Source organism: Domibacillus tundrae (genome assembly GCF_000970675.1).
GTDB lineage: Bacteria > Bacillota > Bacilli > Bacillales > Domibacillaceae > Domibacillus > Domibacillus tundrae.
This window is the reverse complement of the sequence record NZ_LAJA01000017.1, coordinates 68667-89466: the sequence shown is the minus strand read 5'-3', so window position 1 is coordinate 89466 and position 20800 is coordinate 68667. Positions and strand designations below refer to the sequence as shown.

The window sequence follows — 20800 nt, the reverse complement described above, 5'->3', positions numbered from 1 at the left end:
TTATTATACGAGTGTTTGCATGCCGGCTAGAACAAGGCCAATGACAAAACCGCAGACAGCACCATTTACCCGAATCCATTGAAGGTCTTTACCGATATGGTTTTCCATCATGTTGACAAGCGTTTCATTATCTAGTTTGTTTAAATTTTCTTCTACCAGCTTGCCTATTTTCGAATGATTTTCTTCCACGAGAACGGCGATTTGTTTTTGAATCCAATTTTCCATACGGCTGATTTTATCCGGATTTTCTGCCACATTCGCCAGCGTTCGTGTCATAAATGGAAGAATGTAAAGATTCATACATTCACCGCTTTGAACGAAGGCCGACGCTTTTTGCTGAATCCCGATCAGAATTTCTGTTATTTTCCCAGACAGATCCCACTCGGCAACTGCTTTCTGTTTTCTCTCTTCAATGACATTCATCCATTCTTCCCGTTCTGTGATGCTCTGCATTTCTTCCCGTACTTTTATTAAAAACGCCTGTCTGTTTAAGTCATCAGACTGATTTAGATTCATAAGCGCGTTCCGCAAAAGATTTTGCAAGAGGTTTCCAAGCTTTTCTTCGCTCAGCATTTGCTGAAACGACTTTAGGGCAAACTGCATAAACCCGTCCATTTCCAATCCTTCGATTGCTTTTAACGCTGTTCGGCCAAGCTGGCGGCTGGTTTCACTTTTGCTGATCCAATTTTCAGCGCGGCCAAGCAAATAATCGAAGGCTTTTTCATCGTATTTGTGGTCGATCAGTTTTTGAACCGCTGCTTCAATCACGCTGCTGGCATTAATGGATGAAAGTGCTGCTTTTAACTCTTTTTCGATGAGCGGCGTTATTGTTTCCACGTCAACGGAACGGATGAGTTGGTCGAGAATCGCGTTGATTTCTTTTTGAACCGGCTCTGACTGAAGCTCTTTTTGGATAACAGGCAGCAGTTTTTCAATCACCTGCACGCTCTCAAGCTTCGTTTGAATGCTTTCTTTCGAGAGCCAGTCGTTTTCAAGCGTCGTGACGAGCGCGCCAACTATTTTTTTCCGGTTTTTCGGCAAAAGAGCGGTATGCGGGATTGGAATTCCCGCCGGATGGCGAAATAAAGCCGTCACAGCAAACCAGTCGGCAAGCCCGCCGACAAGCCCTGCTTCAAATCCCCCATGCAAAATCCCGCCCCAGACCGGTCCCTGAAAAGGAATGGTCGCAGCGAAACCGCCGCCCATTACGGCAAGCGATAAACTGGCTAAATGTTTTGATTGTTTTGGTTGTTTTGGTTGTTTTGGTTGTTTAGTTTTCATGTTTTATTCACCTTTTACACATAATTTTCACTCTATTATAACAATAAAAGAAAAGATTTTAATGTGAAGCAACTTTTTGCCATACTATATTGACATAACTAATTATTATTTGTTATTCTCAAGTTTGTAAAAATTGAATAATAAAATCCTCATGGCTGTCTCAATGAGGTAGAGGTTGCGATAATTAAAAGTAGTGCACTGGAAGCCTGATGGGGCTCGTGATGGTGTTTGAAAGGAATTGTTGCCGAAGCTCAAAGGATCCATTTTATTTTTTGGGCTGGGTTTGCATCGAACAGGTGTAAAACTGTCACAGGTTTATTCTGTGGAGAACTATAAAGAGATAGAGGATGAGGGTTATTTTAAAACACAAATGTCCGTACATTTGTGTTTTTTATTTAGGAGGAAAAGAAATGGATAAAAAATGGGGAGTATGGCTGCTGACAGCCATTGTTGTTGGAAATATGGTCGGTTCCGGCATTTTTATGCTTCCAAGTACGCTGGCGCAAATGGCCAGTCCTTTAGGTGTGACGCTTGCCTGGCTTCTGACCGGCTTTGGCGTTTTAATGATTGCACTGGTTTTTAACGCATTGTCTGTCCGCCAGCCTGACTTAACCGGCGGGCCGCAAAGCTATGCACGGGCGCTGTTTCAGTCACCGAAGTATGGGAAAACAGCCGGTTTTTCAATGGTGTGGGGTTACTGGGTTGCCAACTGGATTAGCAATGTGGCAATTATCACTAGTTTTGCCGGCTACTTGTCTGCTTTTTTCCCGATCATGAGAAGTGAGCACGTTCTTTTTTCAGCAGGGTCTCAGGAAATTGCACTCGGACGGGCTGTCACGTTTATCGTTTGCAGCTTGCTGCTTTGGGGCACTCATCTTATCTTGATCACAAGCATTAAAAGTGCCGGTAAATTAAACTTTATCGCAACCTCCTCAAAAGTGATTGGATTTATGCTGTTTATTACAGCCGCGTTGTTTGTTTTTCAGTTATCAAACTTCGGGGATTTATATACGCCGATAGTGGATAGTGAAGGAAAGTCTCACGGGTTGTTCAGCCAGATGAATCTGGCCGCGATTTCTACCTTATGGGCTTTTGTCGGCATAGAATCTGCCGTCATTCTGTCAGGACGCGCCAAGTCTCAGCGTGATGTCGGACGCGCTACGGTGTTAGGCCTTTTGATTGCACTTGTTATTTATATGGCGCTTACGCTCATCATTATGGGTGTATTGCCTCAGGAAGTATTAAAAACATCTGACAAGCCGTTTGTTGACGCTCTTTCTGTTTTAATTGGGGACACCGGGGCGACTGTAATGGCTCTCCTGGCGGTAATCTCCTTATTCGGTTCAACAATCGGATGGATTTTGCTTAGTTCAGAGGTGCCATACAACGCAGCCAAAACGGGCATCTTCCCTGCTTATTTTGCCAAGTTGAATAAAAAAGGAAGTCCGGCCCGGGCTTTAACGGTCACAAATATGATGTCGCAAATTTTTATTTTTTCAACAATTTCCGGTACAATCAGTGAAGCATATACATTTTTAACGACATCCGCCACACTTGCTTACTTGATTCCTTACTTAGTATCCGCGTTGTTCCTTTTAAAGCTTTCACTAAAAGGAGACATTTACGAACCGGGAGACAAGTCGCGTGTGTCCCACGGAATAATAGCGGCACTCGCTTTTATTTACTCTTTATGGGTAATTAAGTCCGGTACAGCTGATTGGACAACGTTTTCTTTAGGCATGGGCTTGTTTTTATTAGGGATTGTTCTTTACCCTCTTCTTACCCGCCTTCGGTTGATTAAATAAGGCGCTTCGGCGCGTATAATAAAAAATCCGTCCCGAGAACCGGGACGGATTTTTTATTACTGATTTAATTTAGAGCGTTTTTTTGAATAAGTGAAGTAAATGACTACGCCGATCGCCAGCCAGATAGCAAAACGAATCCATGTTTCCGAGCCAAGCTGCAGGATTAAGAATCCGCAGAACAAAATCGCCAAAATAGGCACAAGCGGCACGGCCGGGGTGCGAAACGCGCGCGGCAGATCAGGCTGTTTAACCCGTAATACAATAACGGCCACTGAGACTAAAATAAACGCGGACAAAGTTCCGATGTTAATGAGTTTTGCCAGTTCATCAAGAGAAATAAACGCGCCAAGCAGTCCGGCAATTAATCCAAAAAACCATGTAGCAACGTAAGGTGTTTGATACTTTTTATGCACTTTCGATAAAATCGGCGGCATTAACCCGTCTCTTGACATGGAAAACATAACCCGTGTTTGTCCATATAACATAACGAGCATGACCGTTGTCATACCAAGGATTGCTCCAAGATCGATCACACCAGCTACCCAATTTTGGCCAGAAACCTGTAAAGGCAGAGAAACCGGATGAGCCACTCCTTCAAATTGCATGAAAGGAACAACACCCGTCATAATAGCTGAAACAGTAACGTAAAGCAGGGTACAAACAAATAAGGACGAAAGAATCCCAATCGGCAAATCTCTTTTTGGGTTTTTTGTTTCTTCCGCAGCAGATGCGACGGCATCAAATCCAATAAAAGCAAAAAAGACGAGCGCCGCAGCCGCAAAAACGCCATCAAAACCAAATGGCATAAACGGTTCCCAGTTAGCAGGCTTTACATATCCAGCCGCAGCCACAATAAACAACAGCACAACCGCGATTTTAATGATAACCATAATATTATTGACCCGCTTCGATTGCTTAACCCCAATCGAAAGCAAAAACGTAATCAGCATAACAATTAAAAACGCCGGAAGATTAAAAAACGTCGTCGTTCCTTCAATCGTGCCCGGAGCTGCTGTTAAAGCAGTCGGGATATGCAGCCCGAACCCTGCAAGCAATGACTGAAAATAGCCGGACCATCCAACCGATACAGCACTTACCGCCAGTAAATACTCAAGTACTAAATCCCACCCGATAATAAAAGCGATAAATTCGCCAAGCGTCAAGTAGGTGTATGTGTAAACAGAACCGGAAACGGGAACTGTTGACGCAAATTCCGCATAACACAATGCCGCAAACAAGCAGGCAAGAGCGGCAATGACAAACGATATAATAAGCGCCGGCCCCGCTGTTAAGGCACCTGTACCCGTTAAAACGAAAATACCTGTTCCGATAATGGCACCGATTCCGAGCATCGTTAAATCAAATGCACCCAGTTCTTTCTTTAATGCACTGCCTTTAGACGGTCCATCTATTAAATCCTTAATATTTTTTTTGCGAAACAAAGAATTACTCATATTTTTTCCTCACTTTCTGAAAATTTATTATATTAGAGTAATAGTATAATTAGCAACAAAAAAATTAAAATTATTCCTAGAAAATTTAACTAAAAAAAATACATTTGATCATTTCGCTTTGTACCAGTCTTTATCCCCTCTTTTATCCGTGTCTACACCTGAGTAATTTAATGTTTTGTAAAGATGCAGCTGCATGTCTTGAAGGGATTTTAAAATTTATGCTACTTTTAATGTAGAAACAATAACAGGTGAACTGATTAAGAAAGTAAGGACTAAAGGAGATGAAGATGCAAAAAATCAATTTCAGCACGCTAATGGAAATATTTGTTGTTTCAACCCGGCTCGGGCTTACATCTTTTGGGGGTCCAGTAGCCCACTTAGGTTATTTTCATGAAGAGTATGTGCGCAGGCGCAAGTGGATGGATGAAAAAAGCTACGCCGACTTAGTCGCGCTGTGCCAATTTCTCCCTGGTCCAGCAAGCAGCCAGGTCGGCATCGGTATTGGTGTGATGCGGGGCGGCGTTTTTGGTGGCATTTTGGCGTTTCTCGGTTTTACACTGCCATCTGTGATTGTGTTAATTGTTTTTGCACTTGTACTTCAAGAGGTTGATATTGCCGACGCCGGCTGGATTCACGGCCTGAAAATTGTCGCAGTAGCTGTAGTGGCCCATGCGATTCTCGGCATGGCTGGAAAATTGGCACCGGATTTAAAACGAAAAGCGATTGTACTCGCCGCGTTGGGAATTGTTCTATTATGGCAGACTGCCTTTACCCAGATCGGTGCCATTGTGATCGCCGGACTGATTGGCTTTCTCCTGTACAAAGATCATAAAACGGATTCGGTGCCTTCGTTTTCTTTTCCACTTTCCCGTACGTTTGGCGTGATGTGCCTCTCCCTCTTTTTCGGATTGCTCGTTCTTTTGCCGATTTTGCGGGAAGCAACATCATTAAACTGGGTTGCCCTGTGCGACAGCTTTTATCGAAGCGGCGCGCTCGTTTTTGGCGGCGGCCATGTGGTGCTTCCGCTGTTAGAGCGTGAATTTGTATCTGCCGGCTGGCTGACAGCTGAGCAATTTTTAGCCGGCTACGGAGCCGCTCAGGCAGTACCAGGACCGCTTTTTACATTTGCTGCTTATATCGGTGCGGTTATTAATGGCTGGCAGGGTGGATTATTAGCAACATTTGCGGTTTTTCTTCCGGCATTTCTGTTGATTCTCGGCGCTCTCCCTTTTTGGGACACACTTCGCCGTAATCCAAATATTCAAGGTGCGCTTATGGGGGTAAATGCAGCCGTAGTCGGCATCTTGATTGCTGCATTTTACACACCGATTTGGACAAGCACAATTGTCGATGCGATTGATTTTGTGTTCGCTGCTATCTTGTTTAGTATGCTTGTGTATTGGAAACTTCCCCCGTGGGTAGTGGTCATTGTTGGTGCTCTTGGCGGAGCGCTAATTAGTTTGTTTATGTAAAGAAAAAGGACTGTCTCGGCATGAAAAGAGACAGTCCTTCTCTATAATTGGACATTCACTGCTTTTTATCAATATACTTTCCATAGTCGGGAATGGCTATGTTGTCGAATTCTTGAACTAATTTTCCCAGCCCTTCTGACAACTCTTCTCCTATCACCGGCAATCCATGTCCCGTAACGGCCACAGCTGGTTTCAGGCTTGCTAACTCCTGCACAGATTCCTTCGCAGCTTTCCAATCAGTAGTAAAGTATCTTGGCGGTCCATTCACTTCCTGTTTCTGTGTTAAGACTTTATAAAGAGAATCTTGTTTAACTGTTACAAACGCGTCCCCCGCCAGTAGAGTCCTGTCTTTTTCTCTAAACAAAGAAACGTGTCCCGGTGAATGCCCCGGGGTATGAATCCAGCGAAAATCCGGCAGGTGCGGCACCGTTCCATCCATTGGCAGCTTCAGTACATTGCTTCCTAAATCGATCGGTTCATATGGAAACAGCGGAGACATTTTGGCGACCATGCCTCCTTCTACAGTTGGGTCTGGTTTAGGATAACTCGTTTGCCCTGTTAAAAAAGGGAGTTCCAATTCATGCGCATAAACAGGAACTTCCCAATGTTTCACTAATTCAATAATTGCCCCTACATGGTCGAAGTGACCGTGTGTCAGGATAATAGCTTTCGGGCGGCTGTTTGCGCCGAAATATTTTTCGGAAACTGAAACGATCTCGTCTGCAGAACCAGGCATTCCGGCATCAATTAATACAAATTCCTTTGTTTCCGGATTTCCTGCTAAGCAAATATTGACGATTTGAATCGTATGACAGAATAAATCCGGCAGTACTTCAATCGATTGGCCGCTTTTTATAGAGGTGGCAGGAACAGGTTTATAATCACTGCCATATTTCATATTTTGGTCCATTTTTCATCCTCCGTTATCATAAATGACTATAGATATTATTCCTCTTTTTAGATGAACTATTTACGGGAAATTCACAAGTTCATTCTTCAAATAATCGGATAGGACCCATCATATCTTGGATTACAGTAATAAGGGGGCCTCGAACCCACTTTAGGCACTTGATAGGTAGAAGGATTCGCCGTATAGACGATCTCTTCTTTTTCATCTGATTCGTTTACCAGCAATAGCTTTACTTCATAATTAACTTGACCAGAATGCATGATACCGCCTCCCTCGTCTTTTCTTACTTTATTTAAATACCCTCCAGCTTGCGTCTATACCGAAAAATTTCACTTTTATTAAAATCTTTTATTAAAGCTGCGATGATGCATCGATAGCAGACATCCATCATACATAAAGTGATGTTAGCTCTTATGTATGGTGAGGAGGGGATTACCATTTCAAGTAATAAAAAAGAGATGAACAAGAAACAACACCATCAGACATATCCTCTTTACCCTAATTACGGAAAAATAACACAATACCAGGACGTTTCACTTACCGTACCCGAACAGCGCCAGCTTCGTCAGCCAGGCTTAGAAAAATTGATGGTTCCCCAGCCTATCATTGAAAATCCAAATTATAAAGGAAGTGAAAAACTGAAAGGAAAGGTTGCGCTTATCACAGGGGGAGACAGTGGGATTGGCGCGGCGGTCGCGATCGCTTTTGCAAAGGAAGGGGCCCATATTGCGATTTCTTATTTACATAAGCATGAAGATGCGGAACGAACAAAGACAAGAATTGAAGCATTGGGACAACGTTGTTTATTGTTACCGGGTGATGTAAGAAAGAAACAGCAATGCACCGACATTGTAGAAAAAGTCATTCAAAAATTCGGAAAACTTGATATTCTATGTAACCGCGTCGGGATCCAGTTTCAGCAGCTAAGCCTGCTTGATATTACGGATGAACAATTTGATGACACCTTTAAAGTGAACATTTATTCCCACTTCTACACAACCCGGGCCGCCCTTCCATACTTAGAGGCAGGTAGTTCGATCATTAACACATCCTCCGTTGTCACGTTTATTGGACATAAAGAATTGATTGACTACACAGCTACAAAAGGAGCAAATATTGGGTTTACACGCGCATTAGCCAACAACCTTATCAGCAAGGGCATCCGTGTGAATGCAGTTGCTCCTGGACGAGTATGGACGCCGCTTATTCCCGCCAGCTTTTCAGCAGACCAAGTGCCACCACTTGTCGAAAACCCGATGGAGCGTCAAGGGCAGCCGTTTGAACTGGCCCCCACCTAAGTCTACCTCGCTTCTGACGACTCACGTTTCGTCACTGGACAGACGCTTCATGTAAATGAAGGAGAGTGGACATCTCTTCTTGATTGGCAAGATTCCTTTTACAAGGCAAAATGAGTTTTACGGTATGCAGAGTAAAAGCCGTGAGTATGTCTCACGGCTTTAATCCAATTATTCTCCTGTTTTGGCAAAGCGTTCAATCCGTTCGCCAATTTCATCGCGAACACGCTGGAACACAGCCCATTTTTCTTCTTCCGTTCCCTGCGCTTTGGCCGGATCGTCAAAGCCCCAATGCTCGCGTCGGACAGAAGGGGGTGTCACCGGGCATTTGTCTGCTGCGTCGCTGCATAATGTCACAGCAAACGTTGCGTTATTTAAAATGTCCGAATCGATAATATCCGATTTTTGATTTGAGATGTCGATACCGACTTCATTCATTGCTTTTACGGCATTTGGATTTAATCCGTGCGCTTCAATACCTGCGCTTTTCACCACCCATTCATCGCCCAAATGTTTTTTCGCCCAGCCTTCCGCCATCTGGCTCCGGCATGAGTTTCCAGTGCATAAAAAGTATATTGTTTTCTTTGACATGTAAATCGTCTCCTTTTATGAAATAATGTGCAGCCATATATACAAACCGACAAGTGTGATAAACAGCGTCGGGATAGTTAAAATAATGCCTGTTTTAAAATATATGCCCCATGAGATTTTCACCCCTTTTAAGCTTAATACGTGCAGCCATAAAAGCGTGGCAAGAGAACCAATCGGGGTGATTTTCGGCCCTAAATCCGAACCGATCACATTCGCGTAAATAAGCGCTTCGCGAATCGTCCCGGTCGTATTCGTATCGGCAATTGCCAGCGCATCGATCATGACAGTCGGCATGTTGTTCATCACCGATGATAAAATCGCGGCGATAAAGCCCATGCCAATTGTGGCGGCAAATAACCCTTGATCTGCCGTTGCTTGAATCACATCCGACAAAATCGTTGTTAAGCCCGCATTACGCAGCCCATATACGACGACATACATGCCAAGGGAGAAAAAGACAATCGCCCACGGTGCGCCCTTAACGACGGATTTCGTGTGAACAGCCGGACTTTTTCTTGCTATCACCAAAAAGAAAATCGCCACGACGCCGGCAATAATCGAAACCGGAATCCCAAGCGGTTCGCTCGCAAAATAGCCGACAAGAAGCACGCCAAGCACGTACCAGGACAAGTGAAACATTTTAATGTCCTTAATGGCGGCTGTTGGTTCCTTCAAGTCAGACAAACTGTAGTTTTTCGGAATGCTTTTACGGAAAAACAAGTACAGCACAAGGATGCTTGCCCCTAATGAGAAAAAGTTTGGAACAATCATCCGTGATGCATATTCAACAAAACCGATGCCGAAGAAATCCGCTGACACAATGTTGACGAGGTTGCTGACAACGAGCGGCAGCGACGTCGTATCGGCGATAAATCCGCTTGCCATAATAAACGGGAAAACCATTTTTTCTTCAAATTGCAAATTCCGCACCATCGCCAAAACGATTGGCGTTAAAATAAGCGCCGCACCGTCATTGGCGAAAAGTGCCGCGACAACTGCACCAAGCAGAATGACGTATACAAACATTTTGACACCATTCCCACCGGCGGCTCTCGCCATATGTAGGGCTGCCCATTCAAAAAAGCCGATTTCGTCTAAAATAAGCGAAATTAATATAAGGGCGACAAACGTTAACGTGGCGTTCCATACAATAGATGTCACATCGATGACATCGCCAAAATCAACAACGCCCACAATCAAAGCAATGGCTGCCCCGATGCAGGCTGACCAGCCGATCGACAAATTTCTCGGCTGCCAGATGACAAATAGGAGTGTCACCAAAAAAATAAGAGATGCTGCGATAACTGAAAACAAATTTCTTTCTCCTTTCTATTCGCAGGAAATGCGCAGTCCTTGCGCTTCCAGCTCCACAAAACGTTCATGCTGATCCGGCAGGTGTTGTAATAAATCTTCAATCAGTGCAGCGTATTCGCTGTCCGGATTCATCGAATAAAAAATCCACTGGCCCCTGCGTGTTTCCTGCACAATGCCCGCATCCTTCATTTTGCGCAAATGCTGGCTGATGGCAGGCTGGCTCATAGCAAACAATGCCGTAAACTCGCAGACGCAGCAATCATGAGACTGAAGCAGCTTCATCATTGTCAGGCGTGTTTTATCACCAAGCAATTTCAGCACATGCGCTGTTTTTTGAATATCCAATGCTGTATCGACATTCATGTTTATTCCTCCTGTTCAAAATCATTATATAACTATATGCTTATATAAAAAACCCACTCAAAATAACTGAATAGGTTTTTCATGACATCAATCGTCATCATCATCTTGAGCATCGTCTCCATCGTCCTGATCATCGTCATCCTGCACCGGAGCGGATGGTTCGGAGGCTGGGGTTGGTTCCAGGTCTGGTTCTGCTTTTGGCGCAGCAGCCGGTGCTGATGGAGCATTAACCGGTTTTGCTTCTGGTTCAACAGGCTCTTCCTTTTTTACATTGGTAAACCGCGAAATAGACGACACTTTTGCGGTAGCGGCCTGCACATAAACATGAGCGCCCCCTTTCTCATTTTCCACTGTTACTTTGTAATGATCGCCTGAGCTTGTTTCAACAGTTTCAATCTTGGTGACATTTCCATTCACTTCAGCGACAGCGGCTTCTTTTACAGTTTGTTCTGAGACAACAAATGGTTTTGCTTCCTGTGGGACCGTTATGGCGTCTGCGACTTTAATTTCATCAGATGATATGGTTTCTCCTGTTTCCAAATTGAAGACAAACCGGTAGTTCGTTCCACTTTTATCCACAATCGCTTCCGCTCTCGGTTCTCCATCACCCGTTATATCACTGATTGATGTAACTATACCATTTGAATCCCTGCTAATTTGTTCTCTTGCTTCTTCAAGTGTCAATGTGGTTTGGCTCTTCTCAAGCAACTTTACATTGCTGACTTTTTTCGACTGTCCGTCAACAGACAACGCGTATGTACCTTTATCATTTTCAAGCACAATTTCATATGCCTGCCTGTCTTTGTTCCATTCGATCGACTGGACTTTACCGTCATACGTTGATACGGCGAGCGATTCCGCTTCTGCTTCCGACACCGCTGCCGGACGTTCGACGATATATCCTTTATATAAAACAACAACAAGACCAATAAAAATAAACGCAGTCAAAAATAACTTCATCTTCATTCTTTACGCCTCCGATTTGGGCAAAAGCACAGTAAAGACAGACCCTTCCTGTTCCGTGCTGCTCATCTTAATCATACCGCCGTGCTGCTCGGCAATGCGTTTCGCGATTGACAACCCAAGCCCGGAGCCACCCGTTTTTCTGCCTCTTACTTTATCTACCCGGTACAGCCGATCAAATATATATGGCTGCGCTTCTTTCGGAATGCCAATGCCGTAGTCCTTTACTTGAAGCTGAATGATCTCATTATCCTGAGCGAGTGACACGTGAATTACGTCGTCGCTGTATTTCCCTGCATTATCAAGCAAGATCACAAGCAATTGTACGAAGCTTTGTTCATGCACATCCGCCATGATGACCGACCGTTGAATGGTATACTGAATGTGATTTTCATACATGACTCGAAGCCGTTTTATCGTCTGTTCAACAAGCGGTGAAATGTTCATTTTTCCCCGTTCGTTTTCAATCAGCTCTTCCGACACCGCTAACTGCAAAAGCTGCTCCGTTAAATAACGCATTCGACCTGACTCCGATTCAATTGCTGACAGCGCTTCTTCCATCACGTCCGGCCGGGTTGTTCCCCATCGCCGGAGAAGCTTTACATAGCTGAAAATAACGGTGAGGGGCGTTTTCAGCTCATGAGAAGCATCCGAAACAAATTGCTCCTGCTTTATGTAGCTTGCTTCAAGCCGATCAATCATCCGGTTAAACGTTGACGCTAAAATTGCCAGCTCATCCTTTGTTTCTCTTTTCACATCAATTCGTTCGTATGATTCATTTTCTTCAATCGTTTTCATCGTGTACGTCAGCTCTTGAATCGGCCGTGAAATCCACTTGCTGAGAAACCAGCTTACTAAAAACAATATGAATGCCAAAACAATAGACGTCACGATCAGCACCCATCTCAAATCGTCGATTGTTTTATAGAGACGGTCGATATTTTCGACGATCTGCAAATTGATAACCGCTCCGTCATCGCCAATGACCGGTACAGATACGACAGCAAAACGGGCGTCACGAAATGTGATTACCTGCTCGAATTGATCATCTTTAAACGCTGTTTGAATAAAGAAAAAATCATTGTCGGTTGACACCTGATCAACCGGCGTGCCTTCTTCAAGCACAATCCGAATGAGTCCGTTGCTGATTAAGTACGTTTGAAGCACCTGCTCGGTCGTCTGGTCTTCACGTGAATTCAGTTTTTCAATCACCGTTTCAGCAATGCCAATCAGCCGGTCCTGCTCTGATGAAATGCTGCGGCTTTCAAACAGCAAATAAATAGCAGTGTTTGCAGTCAGCAAAAGCAATACAATAAGCCCTGTAATCGACAGCTGTATGCGTGTACCGAGTTTCATCTGCTCAATCCTTTATCATGTAGCCGACGCTGCGAACGGTTTGAATAAACGGTTTGTTTTCTGTGTGATGCAGCTTTTTGCGAAGATAGCGGATGTAGACATCGACCACATTTGTGTCGCCAAAATAGTCATACCCCCATACCTCATTCAAAATTTGGGCGCGTTCAAGCGCATGATTTTTATTGAGAGCTAAATAAAGCAGCAAATCATATTCACGCGGCGTTAACTCGACAGCTTTGTCATTTGCAAATACTTCACGCGTATTTGGATAAATGGTTACATGCCGGACAGACAGCACATTTTCTTCTGCTTGTTTCACATGAAACCGCAAATGTGAGCGGATTCTCGCCAGCAGTTCCTCAATTTCAAATGGCTTAGTCATATAATCATTTGCTCCAGCATCAAGACCGCTTACTTTATCAAAAACCGAATTGCGTGCTGTCAGCATAATAATAATTAATGAGTCATTGATCGATCGAATGCGACGGAGCACTTCCATGCCATTCAACTCTGGAATCATAACGTCCAGCAAGACAAGGTCTATCGCTTCTTGCTCAACGATAGCCAAGGCGTCACGACCGTTGTAAGCTGTACTTGTCTGAAACCCTTCATATTCAAGCTCCAGCTGAATGACACGCGCAATTTGTTCATCATCTTCTACGATTAAAATATGACCGCTCATTTTTTCACTCCATTCAAATTGACAGACCCGTCCAGCTCCAATACGTAAAGTAAAATAGCAGCATGACCGTGATGTAAAGCGGCAGCAAATACAAGCTCATTTTCAATAAATCTTTTGCTTCATAAGAAAGGTCTCCTTCTTCATAAAAAAGCAGCAGCGCCTTAGAGCTTACCGGAAACGTCACACAATAATTCATGCCAATTAAACTTAAAAACACAATACTGGATACATCGCCATCAATCGCTAGTCCAAACAAAATGAGACTCGGAATAAACACGATCGCACGTGTCGTGTGTGATGTGATGTATAGATGACTCGTTGTTGTCACAAGTAAAATCACTATTACGATAAGCCATTCCGGCATTTGTGTAAATACGCCTAAAATCCCCATTATTTCCCGCTCCAGCCACTCTACGACTCCTGAGGTCACAAGCAACGTGCCTAAAGCGGCAGCCGCTGCGACAAATAAAATCAAATTCCACGATACTGATTGGACACCCTGCTTCCATGTCATAACACCATAGCGCGGCAGCATAAATAACAGAGCGCCGACAATAGTGGTAAAACCCAGTTCGTATCCATGAAGGCTTTCGGTCATCCAAGCAGCCGCAATGATGCCAACCAGCCAGGCTGTTTTTTTCTCTTTTTCCGAAAGCGGTTCAGATCCTGTTTCTTCTATTGATATTTTTTCTTCATGTGCCTCTTTTTTGGGCCATAACCGCCATTTCATCATATAAAAGGACAGGAATGTAATAGTCACTGTAAATGGGACACTCCATACAAGCCATTGAACGAATGAAATGGTTTCACCAGCTGCTGTTTCTAATAATCCTACCCCAATAACATGCGAACCGGCACCTATCAATGTAGCCGATGTGCTCATTAAAATAATAACCGGTGCGATCATCGCTAACGCCTCATTTTCCTTTTGGGAAAACGAGAAACGCATCTGCTTCATCATAGGCATTGATAAAGCGGCACGGCCGGATGTGGATGGAATAAAAAAAGCGGACAGCAATAAAATCGATGTGAAGCGGCTCAAAACAGAACGTCCGCTGCGAAGCACCATCCTGCTAAATCGCTCTGCCAGCCCCGACCGTTTAACCGCTTCACCAATCATAAAAGAACCGATCATCAGCCAGACCACTTCTTCCGATAAGGATGCATACAGCAGCTCAGGAGTTGACGCTTTCATTAAAATAACAAAAACGAGAATGCCAATAGCCACCAGTCCTGCCGGTATCTTTGTCGCTACCCATAGTGTCATCGCGGACAAAAAGGCAAATAACGCTATTTTTCCGCTGTACGTAAGCGAATCAATAAATGTAATAATTAACGCGTATAAAACAATTAAAGCCAAGATGGACAGCGCCCTTGTTGAGCACATATCAAGCTGTTCCATCAGCCATGGCTTGCGCTTTGCGCGCAGGGCGGATCGCTGCATCATACTTTCTCCTCCTTATGTACCGGTTTGCTTAACGCCAATTTTCATGCCGATCGACACTTGGCGTAATATACAATCCACACTTTCTTCAATCCATTGCGGTGCTTTAAAAATTGCTTTTTCAAGTGTTGACGGCTTTTGAATAATGCTTACATACGCATCAATTCCCGCTTCGTAATTGAGCTCGGCTCCACGGCCAATCGTGCCCGTAATGACAATGACCGGAATGCCGTATTTTTTTGCAACACGGGCGACTTCACATGGAATTTTGCCTTGCGGAGTTTGAAAGTCGATGCTCCCTTCCGCTGTAATCACAAGGTCTGCGCCTGCGATTTTTTCCTCTATTTGAATAAAGTCCATAATCAAGTCAAAGCGCGGATACAGAATTGCGGGTGTAAAAGCAAGAAGTGCCGCCCCGAGCCCCCCGGACGCACCACTCCCCGGCATATGGCCTACTTGGATGCCCACTGTATTCTCAATTAGCTTTGTATAATGATCAAATGCATCACTTAACAGCTGTACTTGTTCGGGAGATGCCCCTTTTTGCGGTCCAAACACACGTGCAACCCCTTTTTTTCCGCATAAAACGTTCGTCCAGTTGCACGCTACATCAATTGGGGTATCTTTTAGACGGGGATCCACCATAGACAGGTCGATAGAATGAACGTGAAGCAAATCTTCTCCCCCAGCCACATGAACGACTTCACGTTGTTTATTTAAAAAACGGACTCCGAGCGCCTGCGCCATGCCTGCTCCGCCATCGGACGTTCCTGAATCCCCGCATCCGATCATAATTCGATCCACTCTGAGACAAAGCGCGTCCCGAATAAGCTCTCCAACACCGTATGTCGTTGTTTTCAGCGGATTGCGCGCATTTCTCGGTACAAGCTTTAGCCCGGCAGCCGCGGCCATTTCAATAACGGCGATTTGTTCATTTTCTTCTACATAAACTCCGTAATGGCTGACAATCTGTTTTCCGGTCGGATCAGTTATCCTTTTATGAATTAATTCACCGTTCTTAATGGCCACTATTGCTTTCGCAAAACCTTCCCCGCCATCAATCATCGGCACGAGCTCCGTTTGAATGCACGGATCAAATCGCTTTGCCCCTGCTTCCATTGCTACAGCTACTTCATCCGCATCCATACACTCTTTAAATCCTGATGGAATCATAACTACCTTCATCGTATTTCCTCCTCGTTTTCTTCGTTACGATTACAATAGCCAACAATTCCTAATGCTTTCTAAGAAAATCATTAAGATTTAATGAGAAAAGTAGTTTGATAAAAATATTAAATCAGAAAATATTTTTATTAATAATTATTATAAATAAATATTGACTTTCGTTTGAGAAATGTTATCATTACAATATAAGCAAGACATTAACTGATGAGGTGATTCATGTGATCGAAAAAAACAATCGTTTGACGACTAGCTGGGGTGCTCCTGTTGGCGATAACCAAAACTCACAAACAGCCGGACAACGCGGACCAACATTAATTCAAGACGTTCATTTGCTTGAAAAATTGGCGCATTTTAACCGGGAACGTGTACCTGAGCGCGTTGTTCATGCGAAAGGTGCCGGCGCACACGGCTATCTGGAAGTAACAAACAGTGAAATCTCAAAATATACTAAAGCGGACTTCTTGTCAGAAGCAGGAAAACGCACACCGATGTTTATCCGTTTTTCAACTGTAGCAGGCGAGCTTGGTTCTGCGGACACAGTACGTGACCCGCGCGGCTTCGCAGTGAAGTTCTATACAGAAGAAGGAAACTATGATTTGGTCGGAAATAACACACCTGTGTTTTTTATTCGCGACGCGATTAAATTCCCTGACTTCATTCATACACAAAAACGCGATCCGCAAACTCACTTAAAGAACCCAACAGCGGTTTGGGATTTCTGGTCATTGTCACCTGAATCCCTTCATCAAGTAACGATTTTGATGTCTGATCGCGGCATTCCAGCAACACTTCGCCATCAGCACGGCTTCGGAAGCCACACATTTAAATGGGTCAATGAGCAAGGACAAGCCGTTTGGGTGAAATACCACTTTAAAACAGACCAAGGCGTTAAAAACCTTGACGTAGACTTAGCTGCAAAACTAGCAGGTGAGAATCCTGATTATCATACAGAAGATTTATTTAACGCAATTGAGAATGGCGATTTCCCTTCATGGACGCTTCATGTTCAGATTATGCCAGTGGAAGACGCAGACACATACAAATGGGATCCGTTTGATGTCACAAAAGTTTGGTCTCAAAAAGATTATCCATTAATCGAAGTTGGTAAAATGGTGCTGGACCGTAACCCTGAAAACTACTTTGCGGAAGTAGAGCAGGCTACGTTCTCACCAGGTGCATTCGTTCCTGGTGTCGAAGCATCACCGGACAAAATGCTTCAAGGCCGTTTGTTTGCATATTCTGATGCGGCTCGTTACCGCGTCGGTGCGAACCATAACGCACTGCCAATCAACGCGCCAAAAGCGCCAGTAAACAACCACCAGCGCGATGGACAAATGCGCTTTGACGGAAACGGCGGCAAGTCGGTTTACTACGAGCCAAACAGCTTTGATGGACCAACTGAAACACCAGAAACAAACGTAACGCCATTTGATATTCATGGACAAGCCGGCACACATGCTTACAGCCATGATGATCATTACACACAAGCCGGCGACCTTTACCGTCTGCTTTCAGAAGACGAGCGTACGCGCCTTGTGAATAACATTGTCGGCGCAATGAAGCCGGTTGAACGCGATGATATTAAGCTTCGCCAGATCAGCCACTTCCACAAAGCGGATCCAGAATATGGAGCACGCGTTGCCGAAGGACTTGGTCTCGCTGTACCTGCTGAGTAAAAAGCGTAAGGCGCCCGTTAATCGGCGACAAGCATAAGACGAGGACTGGCGGAGGCGTTTTTTGCCTCCAGAAGGGATTGGCTTATGATCTCGAGCCGATGGCGCCTGGAGCTGGACAATGTCCAAAATTATATCCTATTTATCTTGTGCAAATAAAAAAGAGGTATCCTGCGCGATCGCCGGATACCTCTTTCATTTTTAACATAAGGAGCGAAAACAGATGAAAAACAAATTAATTTGCCCGAATTGCCAAACTCCCATGAAAAAACTTAAACATAGCACATTGTGCGGATGCGGCAATAAACTGACAACCATTAACCGGTCAAAACGTTAACGAAACCGTTCTGGAAAATCAGTAATTATCGCCTCAATCGGTACACCGCTTTCGTTAATCCGGTTCCATTCCTTCACTTCATTAATCGTATAAAGGCGAAGGAGCATCCCGCTGTCTATCGCTTCTTTCCCGTATTCACTGAGCGCAAATGAGACCTGCGTATGAAGCGCCGTCAGCCCAAGATCTTTCGCTTTATCCAGCACATCACGCCGCATTTTCCAAACGAGCCCGGCCACCGCAATATACGGATCAAGTTCAACGACCCGTTTGATGCTGTCAAAGTTAAAAGAGGAAATAATGACTCTTCCCCGCATGTTATAGTGCTCAATCAAATCCAGCACTTTTTTTTCAATCCCATGATAGGGCACTTTATTTGTTTTTAATTCCACATTGATTTGCAGGCTGTTGCCCGATGCCCACGCAAAAAATTCATCCAGCGTCGGGATTTTTTCCCCTGCAAATTTTTCGTGGAACCAGCTTCCTGCATCAAGTGATGCTATTTCTTCTGCTGTCATCTGTTCAATCGCACCTTTTCCATCTGTTGTCCGGTTTACCGTTTCATCATGAATAACGACCATTTCCCCATCGCTTGTCAATTGCACGTCAAGCTCAATGCCGTCCGCTCCTTTTTCTACGGCTGCTTGAAAGGCCGTCATCGTATTTTCCGGATGCGTTCCACTTGCGCCGCGGTGAGCAAAAATGACCGGCTGCTGATTCATGTAAATCTCTCCTTTACTAACATCGTCCCTCTTATCTTATGTCAGAAAGGCGAAGAAACGCCACTTTCACTTGATATTCTCCTCTGATTCATCCAAATGAAATTCAGAAAATAGCGGGGTAAAGGTTTCTTAATGAAGTCGTTTTCCTTTTTGTTTCTCTCAAAATCAGTTACAATAATAAAACCATCACGTGACAGTTTGGAGGGGTTAACAATGCAATTGGGAAGGTGAAAATCGGCGAATTTGCTGAATTGGCCGGTGTATCCAAACGAACCGTTGACCATTACACGAACATAGGTTTACTGGAACCAGAACGTTCCGCTTCCGGCTATCGATTTTATGGAAAAGCTGATCTGGAAAAAATATTGCTGATCGAGCAGAAAAAAACGGAAGGTCTGGCGCTTGAAGAGATTAAAGCCGAACTCGGTGCCACGCCCCTGCAGACAGACAGTGCGGAATTAATCGGCAAAAAAATGGAGACCATTCAAAAGGAATTAGACGAAGTATTACATTTATTGAAGAAAACAGACCTTGATCAGGCCGCAATCAAGCTGGAAATCAGCCATGAAAAGCTGGCAATGCTTCAGTCAATTCTTCATTTATTTTCTTAATTACTGGAGGAACCAAATCAATTGGAAGACATATTAAACTTATTTTTAGTTGCATTACTAATCGCATTAACCGGCTTTTTCGTCGCGACCGAGTTCGCTGTCGTCAAAGTTAGAAGTACAAGAATTGATCAGCTTGTAGAACAAGGGAAACCGGGTGCACAAGCAGCCAAGCACGTCACGAGCCACCTGGATGAATATTTATCCGCCTGCCAGCTTGGTATTACTATTACCGCACTCGGCCTTGGCTGGCTTGGAGAACCAACTGTTGAACGATTGTTAGGCCCATTGTTTACACGTTTGGATTTAAGCGAATCAACATCTCACATTCTTGCGTTTATTATCGCGTTTGCGTCTGTCACATTTTTACACGTAGTCGTCGGTGAACTGGCGCCAAAAACCGTCGCCATTCAAAAAGCAGAAGCAGTGACACTTTTGTTTGCCAAACCGATTATTTGGTTTTACCGAATTATGTACCCTTTTATTTTTGTCTTGAACGGATCGGCTCGTCTTTTAGTGGGCCTTTTCGGTATAAAGCCGGCTTCAGAGCACGACTCTTCCCACTCAGAAGAAGAACTGCGCCTCATTTTATCGGAAAGCTATGAAAGCGGTGAAATCAATCAGTCTGAGTACAGCTACGTCAACCGGATTTTCAAATTTGACGAGCGAATCGCGAAAGAAATTATGGTGCCGCGTACGAGCATGGTCACGCTTGATTACCATGCGACGCTTGCCGAAAGCCTTCCCCTTATGCAGGAAGAACAGTATACGCGCTACCCGGTCATTGACGGCAATAAAGACAATATCGCCGGTGCTGTACATATTAAAGAAATGATGACGAAAGCATACAGTGGGTTAAATCCAGAGGCACTTACTGTTAAGGAATTAACACGTCCTGTTATTCGGGTCATTGAAACGATTCCCATTCACGATTTACTTTTAAAAATGCAAAAAGAACGTACACAAATTGCGGTTCTCGTGGATGAATACGGCGGCACATCCGGTTTGGTAACAATTGAAGACATTTTAGAGGAAATCGTCGGCGACATTCGGGATGAGTTTGACGAAGATGAAGTAAAAGAAATTCAAAAAATGTCCGATGATCATTACACATTTGATTCCCGGGTGCTCATTTCTGAAGTGAATGACCTGATTGGCGTTCATTTGCCTGAGGAAGACGTCGATACAATCGGCGGCTGGTTTATGACTAACAATTTCGACATCACGATTCACGATCCGATCGAAATAGGCGGCTGGCTTTTTGCCGTCATCGAATACGATGATGAACAGATTGGCCGCATTGAAGCGCGCCGAGTATAAGCAGAAGATTAAAAAATGAAAACCAGCT

18 protein-coding genes, 1 pseudogene and 1 riboswitch are annotated in these 20800 nt (G+C 44.2%); of the genes and pseudogenes, 6 read left to right on the top strand and 13 right to left on the bottom strand.

Annotated elements, in window-relative coordinates:
* Nucleotides 1-3 precede the first annotated feature (3 nt).
* Nucleotides 4-1281, bottom strand: coding sequence for a DUF445 domain-containing protein (locus VQ00_RS14245; protein WP_046180782.1), 1278 nt, complete (start codon nt 1279-1281; stop codon nt 4-6).
* Between the two features lie 161 nt (nt 1282-1442).
* Nucleotides 1443-1622: riboswitch (Lysine riboswitch) on the top strand.
* A gap of 69 nt (nt 1623-1691) precedes the next feature.
* Here VQ00_RS14245 and VQ00_RS14240 point away from each other — a divergent pair.
* Complete coding sequence (locus VQ00_RS14240; protein ID WP_046180781.1) at nt 1692-3086, top strand: amino acid permease; 1395 nt, start codon at nt 1692-1694, stop codon at nt 3084-3086.
* A gap of 56 nt (nt 3087-3142) precedes the next feature.
* Here VQ00_RS14240 and bcaP read toward each other — a convergent pair whose 3' ends face one another.
* Nucleotides 3143-4540, bottom strand: coding sequence for a branched-chain amino acid transporter BcaP (bcaP, locus tag VQ00_RS14235; RefSeq protein WP_046180780.1), 1398 nt, complete (start codon nt 4538-4540; stop codon nt 3143-3145).
* 287 nt (nt 4541-4827) lie between these two features.
* Here bcaP and VQ00_RS14230 point away from each other — a divergent pair, with 287 nt between their 5' ends.
* A complete protein-coding gene (locus VQ00_RS14230; protein ID WP_082091579.1) occupies nt 4828-6012 on the top strand; it encodes a chromate transporter in 1185 nt (394 codons plus the stop codon).
* Between the two features lie 55 nt (nt 6013-6067).
* Here the strand turns inward: VQ00_RS14230 and VQ00_RS14225 are convergent, their stop codons facing one another.
* Both VQ00_RS14225 and VQ00_RS18885 read right to left on the bottom strand, forming a co-directional pair.
* Nucleotides 6068-6922, bottom strand: coding sequence for an MBL fold metallo-hydrolase (locus VQ00_RS14225; protein WP_046180778.1), 855 nt, complete (start codon nt 6920-6922; stop codon nt 6068-6070).
* Between the two features lie 86 nt (nt 6923-7008).
* Nucleotides 7009-7182, bottom strand: coding sequence for a hypothetical protein (locus VQ00_RS18885; RefSeq protein ID WP_172645582.1), 174 nt, complete (start codon nt 7180-7182; stop codon nt 7009-7011).
* Nucleotides 7183-7380: 198 nt separating this feature from the next.
* On the opposite strand from VQ00_RS18885, the pseudogene VQ00_RS14220 reads away from it, so the two are divergent.
* Nucleotides 7381-8334 (top strand): annotated as a pseudogene (locus VQ00_RS14220) (SDR family oxidoreductase).
* Between the two features lie 54 nt (nt 8335-8388).
* On the opposite strand, the gene arsC reads toward VQ00_RS14220, so the two are convergent.
* The 8 genes from arsC to VQ00_RS14180 all read right to left on the bottom strand — a co-directional run bounded on the left by arsC (nt 8389) and on the right by VQ00_RS14180 (nt 16115).
* Complete coding sequence (gene arsC / locus VQ00_RS14215; protein WP_046180777.1) at nt 8389-8808, bottom strand: arsenate reductase (thioredoxin); 420 nt, start codon at nt 8806-8808, stop codon at nt 8389-8391.
* Between the two features lie 15 nt (nt 8809-8823).
* Nucleotides 8824-10122, bottom strand: coding sequence for an arsenical efflux pump membrane protein ArsB (locus VQ00_RS14210; RefSeq protein WP_046180776.1), 1299 nt, complete (start codon nt 10120-10122; stop codon nt 8824-8826).
* Between the two features lie 15 nt (nt 10123-10137).
* Nucleotides 10138-10485 carry an ArsR/SmtB family transcription factor gene (locus tag VQ00_RS14205; RefSeq protein ID WP_046180775.1) on the bottom strand — a complete coding sequence of 116 codons (348 nt, stop codon included), beginning with the start codon at nt 10483-10485 and terminating at the stop codon, nt 10138-10140.
* An 87-nt stretch (nt 10486-10572) separates the two neighbouring features.
* Entirely contained in the window at nt 10573-11451 is an 879-nt protein-coding gene (locus VQ00_RS14200) for a hypothetical protein (RefSeq protein WP_046180774.1), read from the bottom strand.
* A 3-nt stretch (nt 11452-11454) separates the two neighbouring features.
* On the bottom strand, nt 11455-12804 hold the full coding sequence (locus VQ00_RS14195; protein WP_046180773.1) for a sensor histidine kinase: 1350 nt from the start codon (nt 12802-12804) through the stop codon (nt 11455-11457).
* Between the two features lie 4 nt (nt 12805-12808).
* A complete protein-coding gene (locus tag VQ00_RS14190; RefSeq protein WP_046180772.1) occupies nt 12809-13486 on the bottom strand; it encodes a response regulator transcription factor in 678 nt (225 codons plus the stop codon).
* Between the two features lie 13 nt (nt 13487-13499).
* Nucleotides 13500-14933 carry an SLC13 family permease gene (locus VQ00_RS14185; RefSeq protein ID WP_046180771.1) on the bottom strand — a complete coding sequence of 478 codons (1434 nt, stop codon included), beginning with the start codon at nt 14931-14933 and terminating at the stop codon, nt 13500-13502.
* A 12-nt stretch (nt 14934-14945) separates the two neighbouring features.
* Nucleotides 14946-16115 carry a glycerate kinase family protein gene (locus VQ00_RS14180; RefSeq protein WP_046180770.1) on the bottom strand — a complete coding sequence of 390 codons (1170 nt, stop codon included), beginning with the start codon at nt 16113-16115 and terminating at the stop codon, nt 14946-14948.
* A 221-nt stretch (nt 16116-16336) separates the two neighbouring features.
* On the opposite strand from VQ00_RS14180, the gene katA reads away from it, so the two are divergent.
* Nucleotides 16337-17791, top strand: coding sequence for a catalase KatA (gene katA / locus VQ00_RS14175; RefSeq protein ID WP_156154076.1), 1455 nt, complete (start codon nt 16337-16339; stop codon nt 17789-17791).
* A gap of 330 nt (nt 17792-18121) precedes the next feature.
* Here the strand turns inward: katA and VQ00_RS14170 are convergent, their stop codons facing one another.
* On the bottom strand, nt 18122-18844 hold the full coding sequence (locus VQ00_RS14170) for a glycerophosphodiester phosphodiesterase (protein WP_046180768.1): 723 nt from the start codon (nt 18842-18844) through the stop codon (nt 18122-18124).
* Between the two features lie 227 nt (nt 18845-19071).
* Between VQ00_RS14170 and VQ00_RS14165 the strand changes: the two genes are divergently transcribed.
* Both VQ00_RS14165 and VQ00_RS14160 read left to right on the top strand, forming a co-directional pair.
* Nucleotides 19072-19455 (top strand): MerR family transcriptional regulator, encoded by a 384-nt coding sequence (locus VQ00_RS14165; protein ID WP_245618123.1) that lies wholly within the window; start codon nt 19072-19074, stop codon nt 19453-19455.
* Nucleotides 19456-19476: 21 nt separating this feature from the next.
* Nucleotides 19477-20772: a hemolysin family protein gene (locus tag VQ00_RS14160; RefSeq protein ID WP_046180766.1), complete on the top strand. Its 1296-nt coding sequence runs from the start codon at nt 19477-19479 to the stop codon at nt 20770-20772.
* Nucleotides 20773-20800: the final 28 nt, after the last annotated feature.

Excerpts from the sequence above, each read along its gene's own strand:
- VQ00_RS14245 (WP_046180782.1), bottom strand. The coding sequence starts at position 1,281 with ATGAAAACTAAACAACCAAAACAACCAAAACAACCAAAACAATCAAAA.
- VQ00_RS14240 (WP_046180781.1), top strand. The coding sequence starts at position 1,692 with ATGGATAAAAAATGGGGAGTATGGCTGCTGACAGCCATTGTTGTTGGA.
- bcaP (WP_046180780.1), bottom strand. The coding sequence starts at position 4,540 with ATGAGTAATTCTTTGTTTCGCAAAAAAAATATTAAGGATTTAATAGAT.
- VQ00_RS14230 (WP_082091579.1), top strand. The coding sequence starts at position 4,828 with ATGCAAAAAATCAATTTCAGCACGCTAATGGAAATATTTGTTGTTTCA.
- VQ00_RS14225 (WP_046180778.1), bottom strand. The coding sequence starts at position 6,922 with ATGGACCAAAATATGAAATATGGCAGTGATTATAAACCTGTTCCTGCC.
- VQ00_RS18885 (WP_172645582.1), bottom strand. The coding sequence starts at position 7,182 with ATGCATTCTGGTCAAGTTAATTATGAAGTAAAGCTATTGCTGGTAAAC.
- arsC (WP_046180777.1), bottom strand. The coding sequence starts at position 8,808 with ATGTCAAAGAAAACAATATACTTTTTATGCACTGGAAACTCATGCCGG.
- VQ00_RS14205 (WP_046180775.1), bottom strand. The coding sequence starts at position 10,485 with ATGAATGTCGATACAGCATTGGATATTCAAAAAACAGCGCATGTGCTG.
- VQ00_RS14200 (WP_046180774.1), bottom strand. The coding sequence starts at position 11,451 with ATGAAGATGAAGTTATTTTTGACTGCGTTTATTTTTATTGGTCTTGTT.
- VQ00_RS14195 (WP_046180773.1), bottom strand. The coding sequence starts at position 12,804 with ATGAAACTCGGTACACGCATACAGCTGTCGATTACAGGGCTTATTGTA.
- VQ00_RS14190 (WP_046180772.1), bottom strand. The coding sequence starts at position 13,486 with ATGAGCGGTCATATTTTAATCGTAGAAGATGATGAACAAATTGCGCGT.
- VQ00_RS14185 (WP_046180771.1), bottom strand. The coding sequence starts at position 14,933 with ATGATGCAGCGATCCGCCCTGCGCGCAAAGCGCAAGCCATGGCTGATG.
- VQ00_RS14180 (WP_046180770.1), bottom strand. The coding sequence starts at position 16,115 with ATGAAGGTAGTTATGATTCCATCAGGATTTAAAGAGTGTATGGATGCG.
- VQ00_RS14170 (WP_046180768.1), bottom strand. The coding sequence starts at position 18,844 with ATGAATCAGCAGCCGGTCATTTTTGCTCACCGCGGCGCAAGTGGAACG.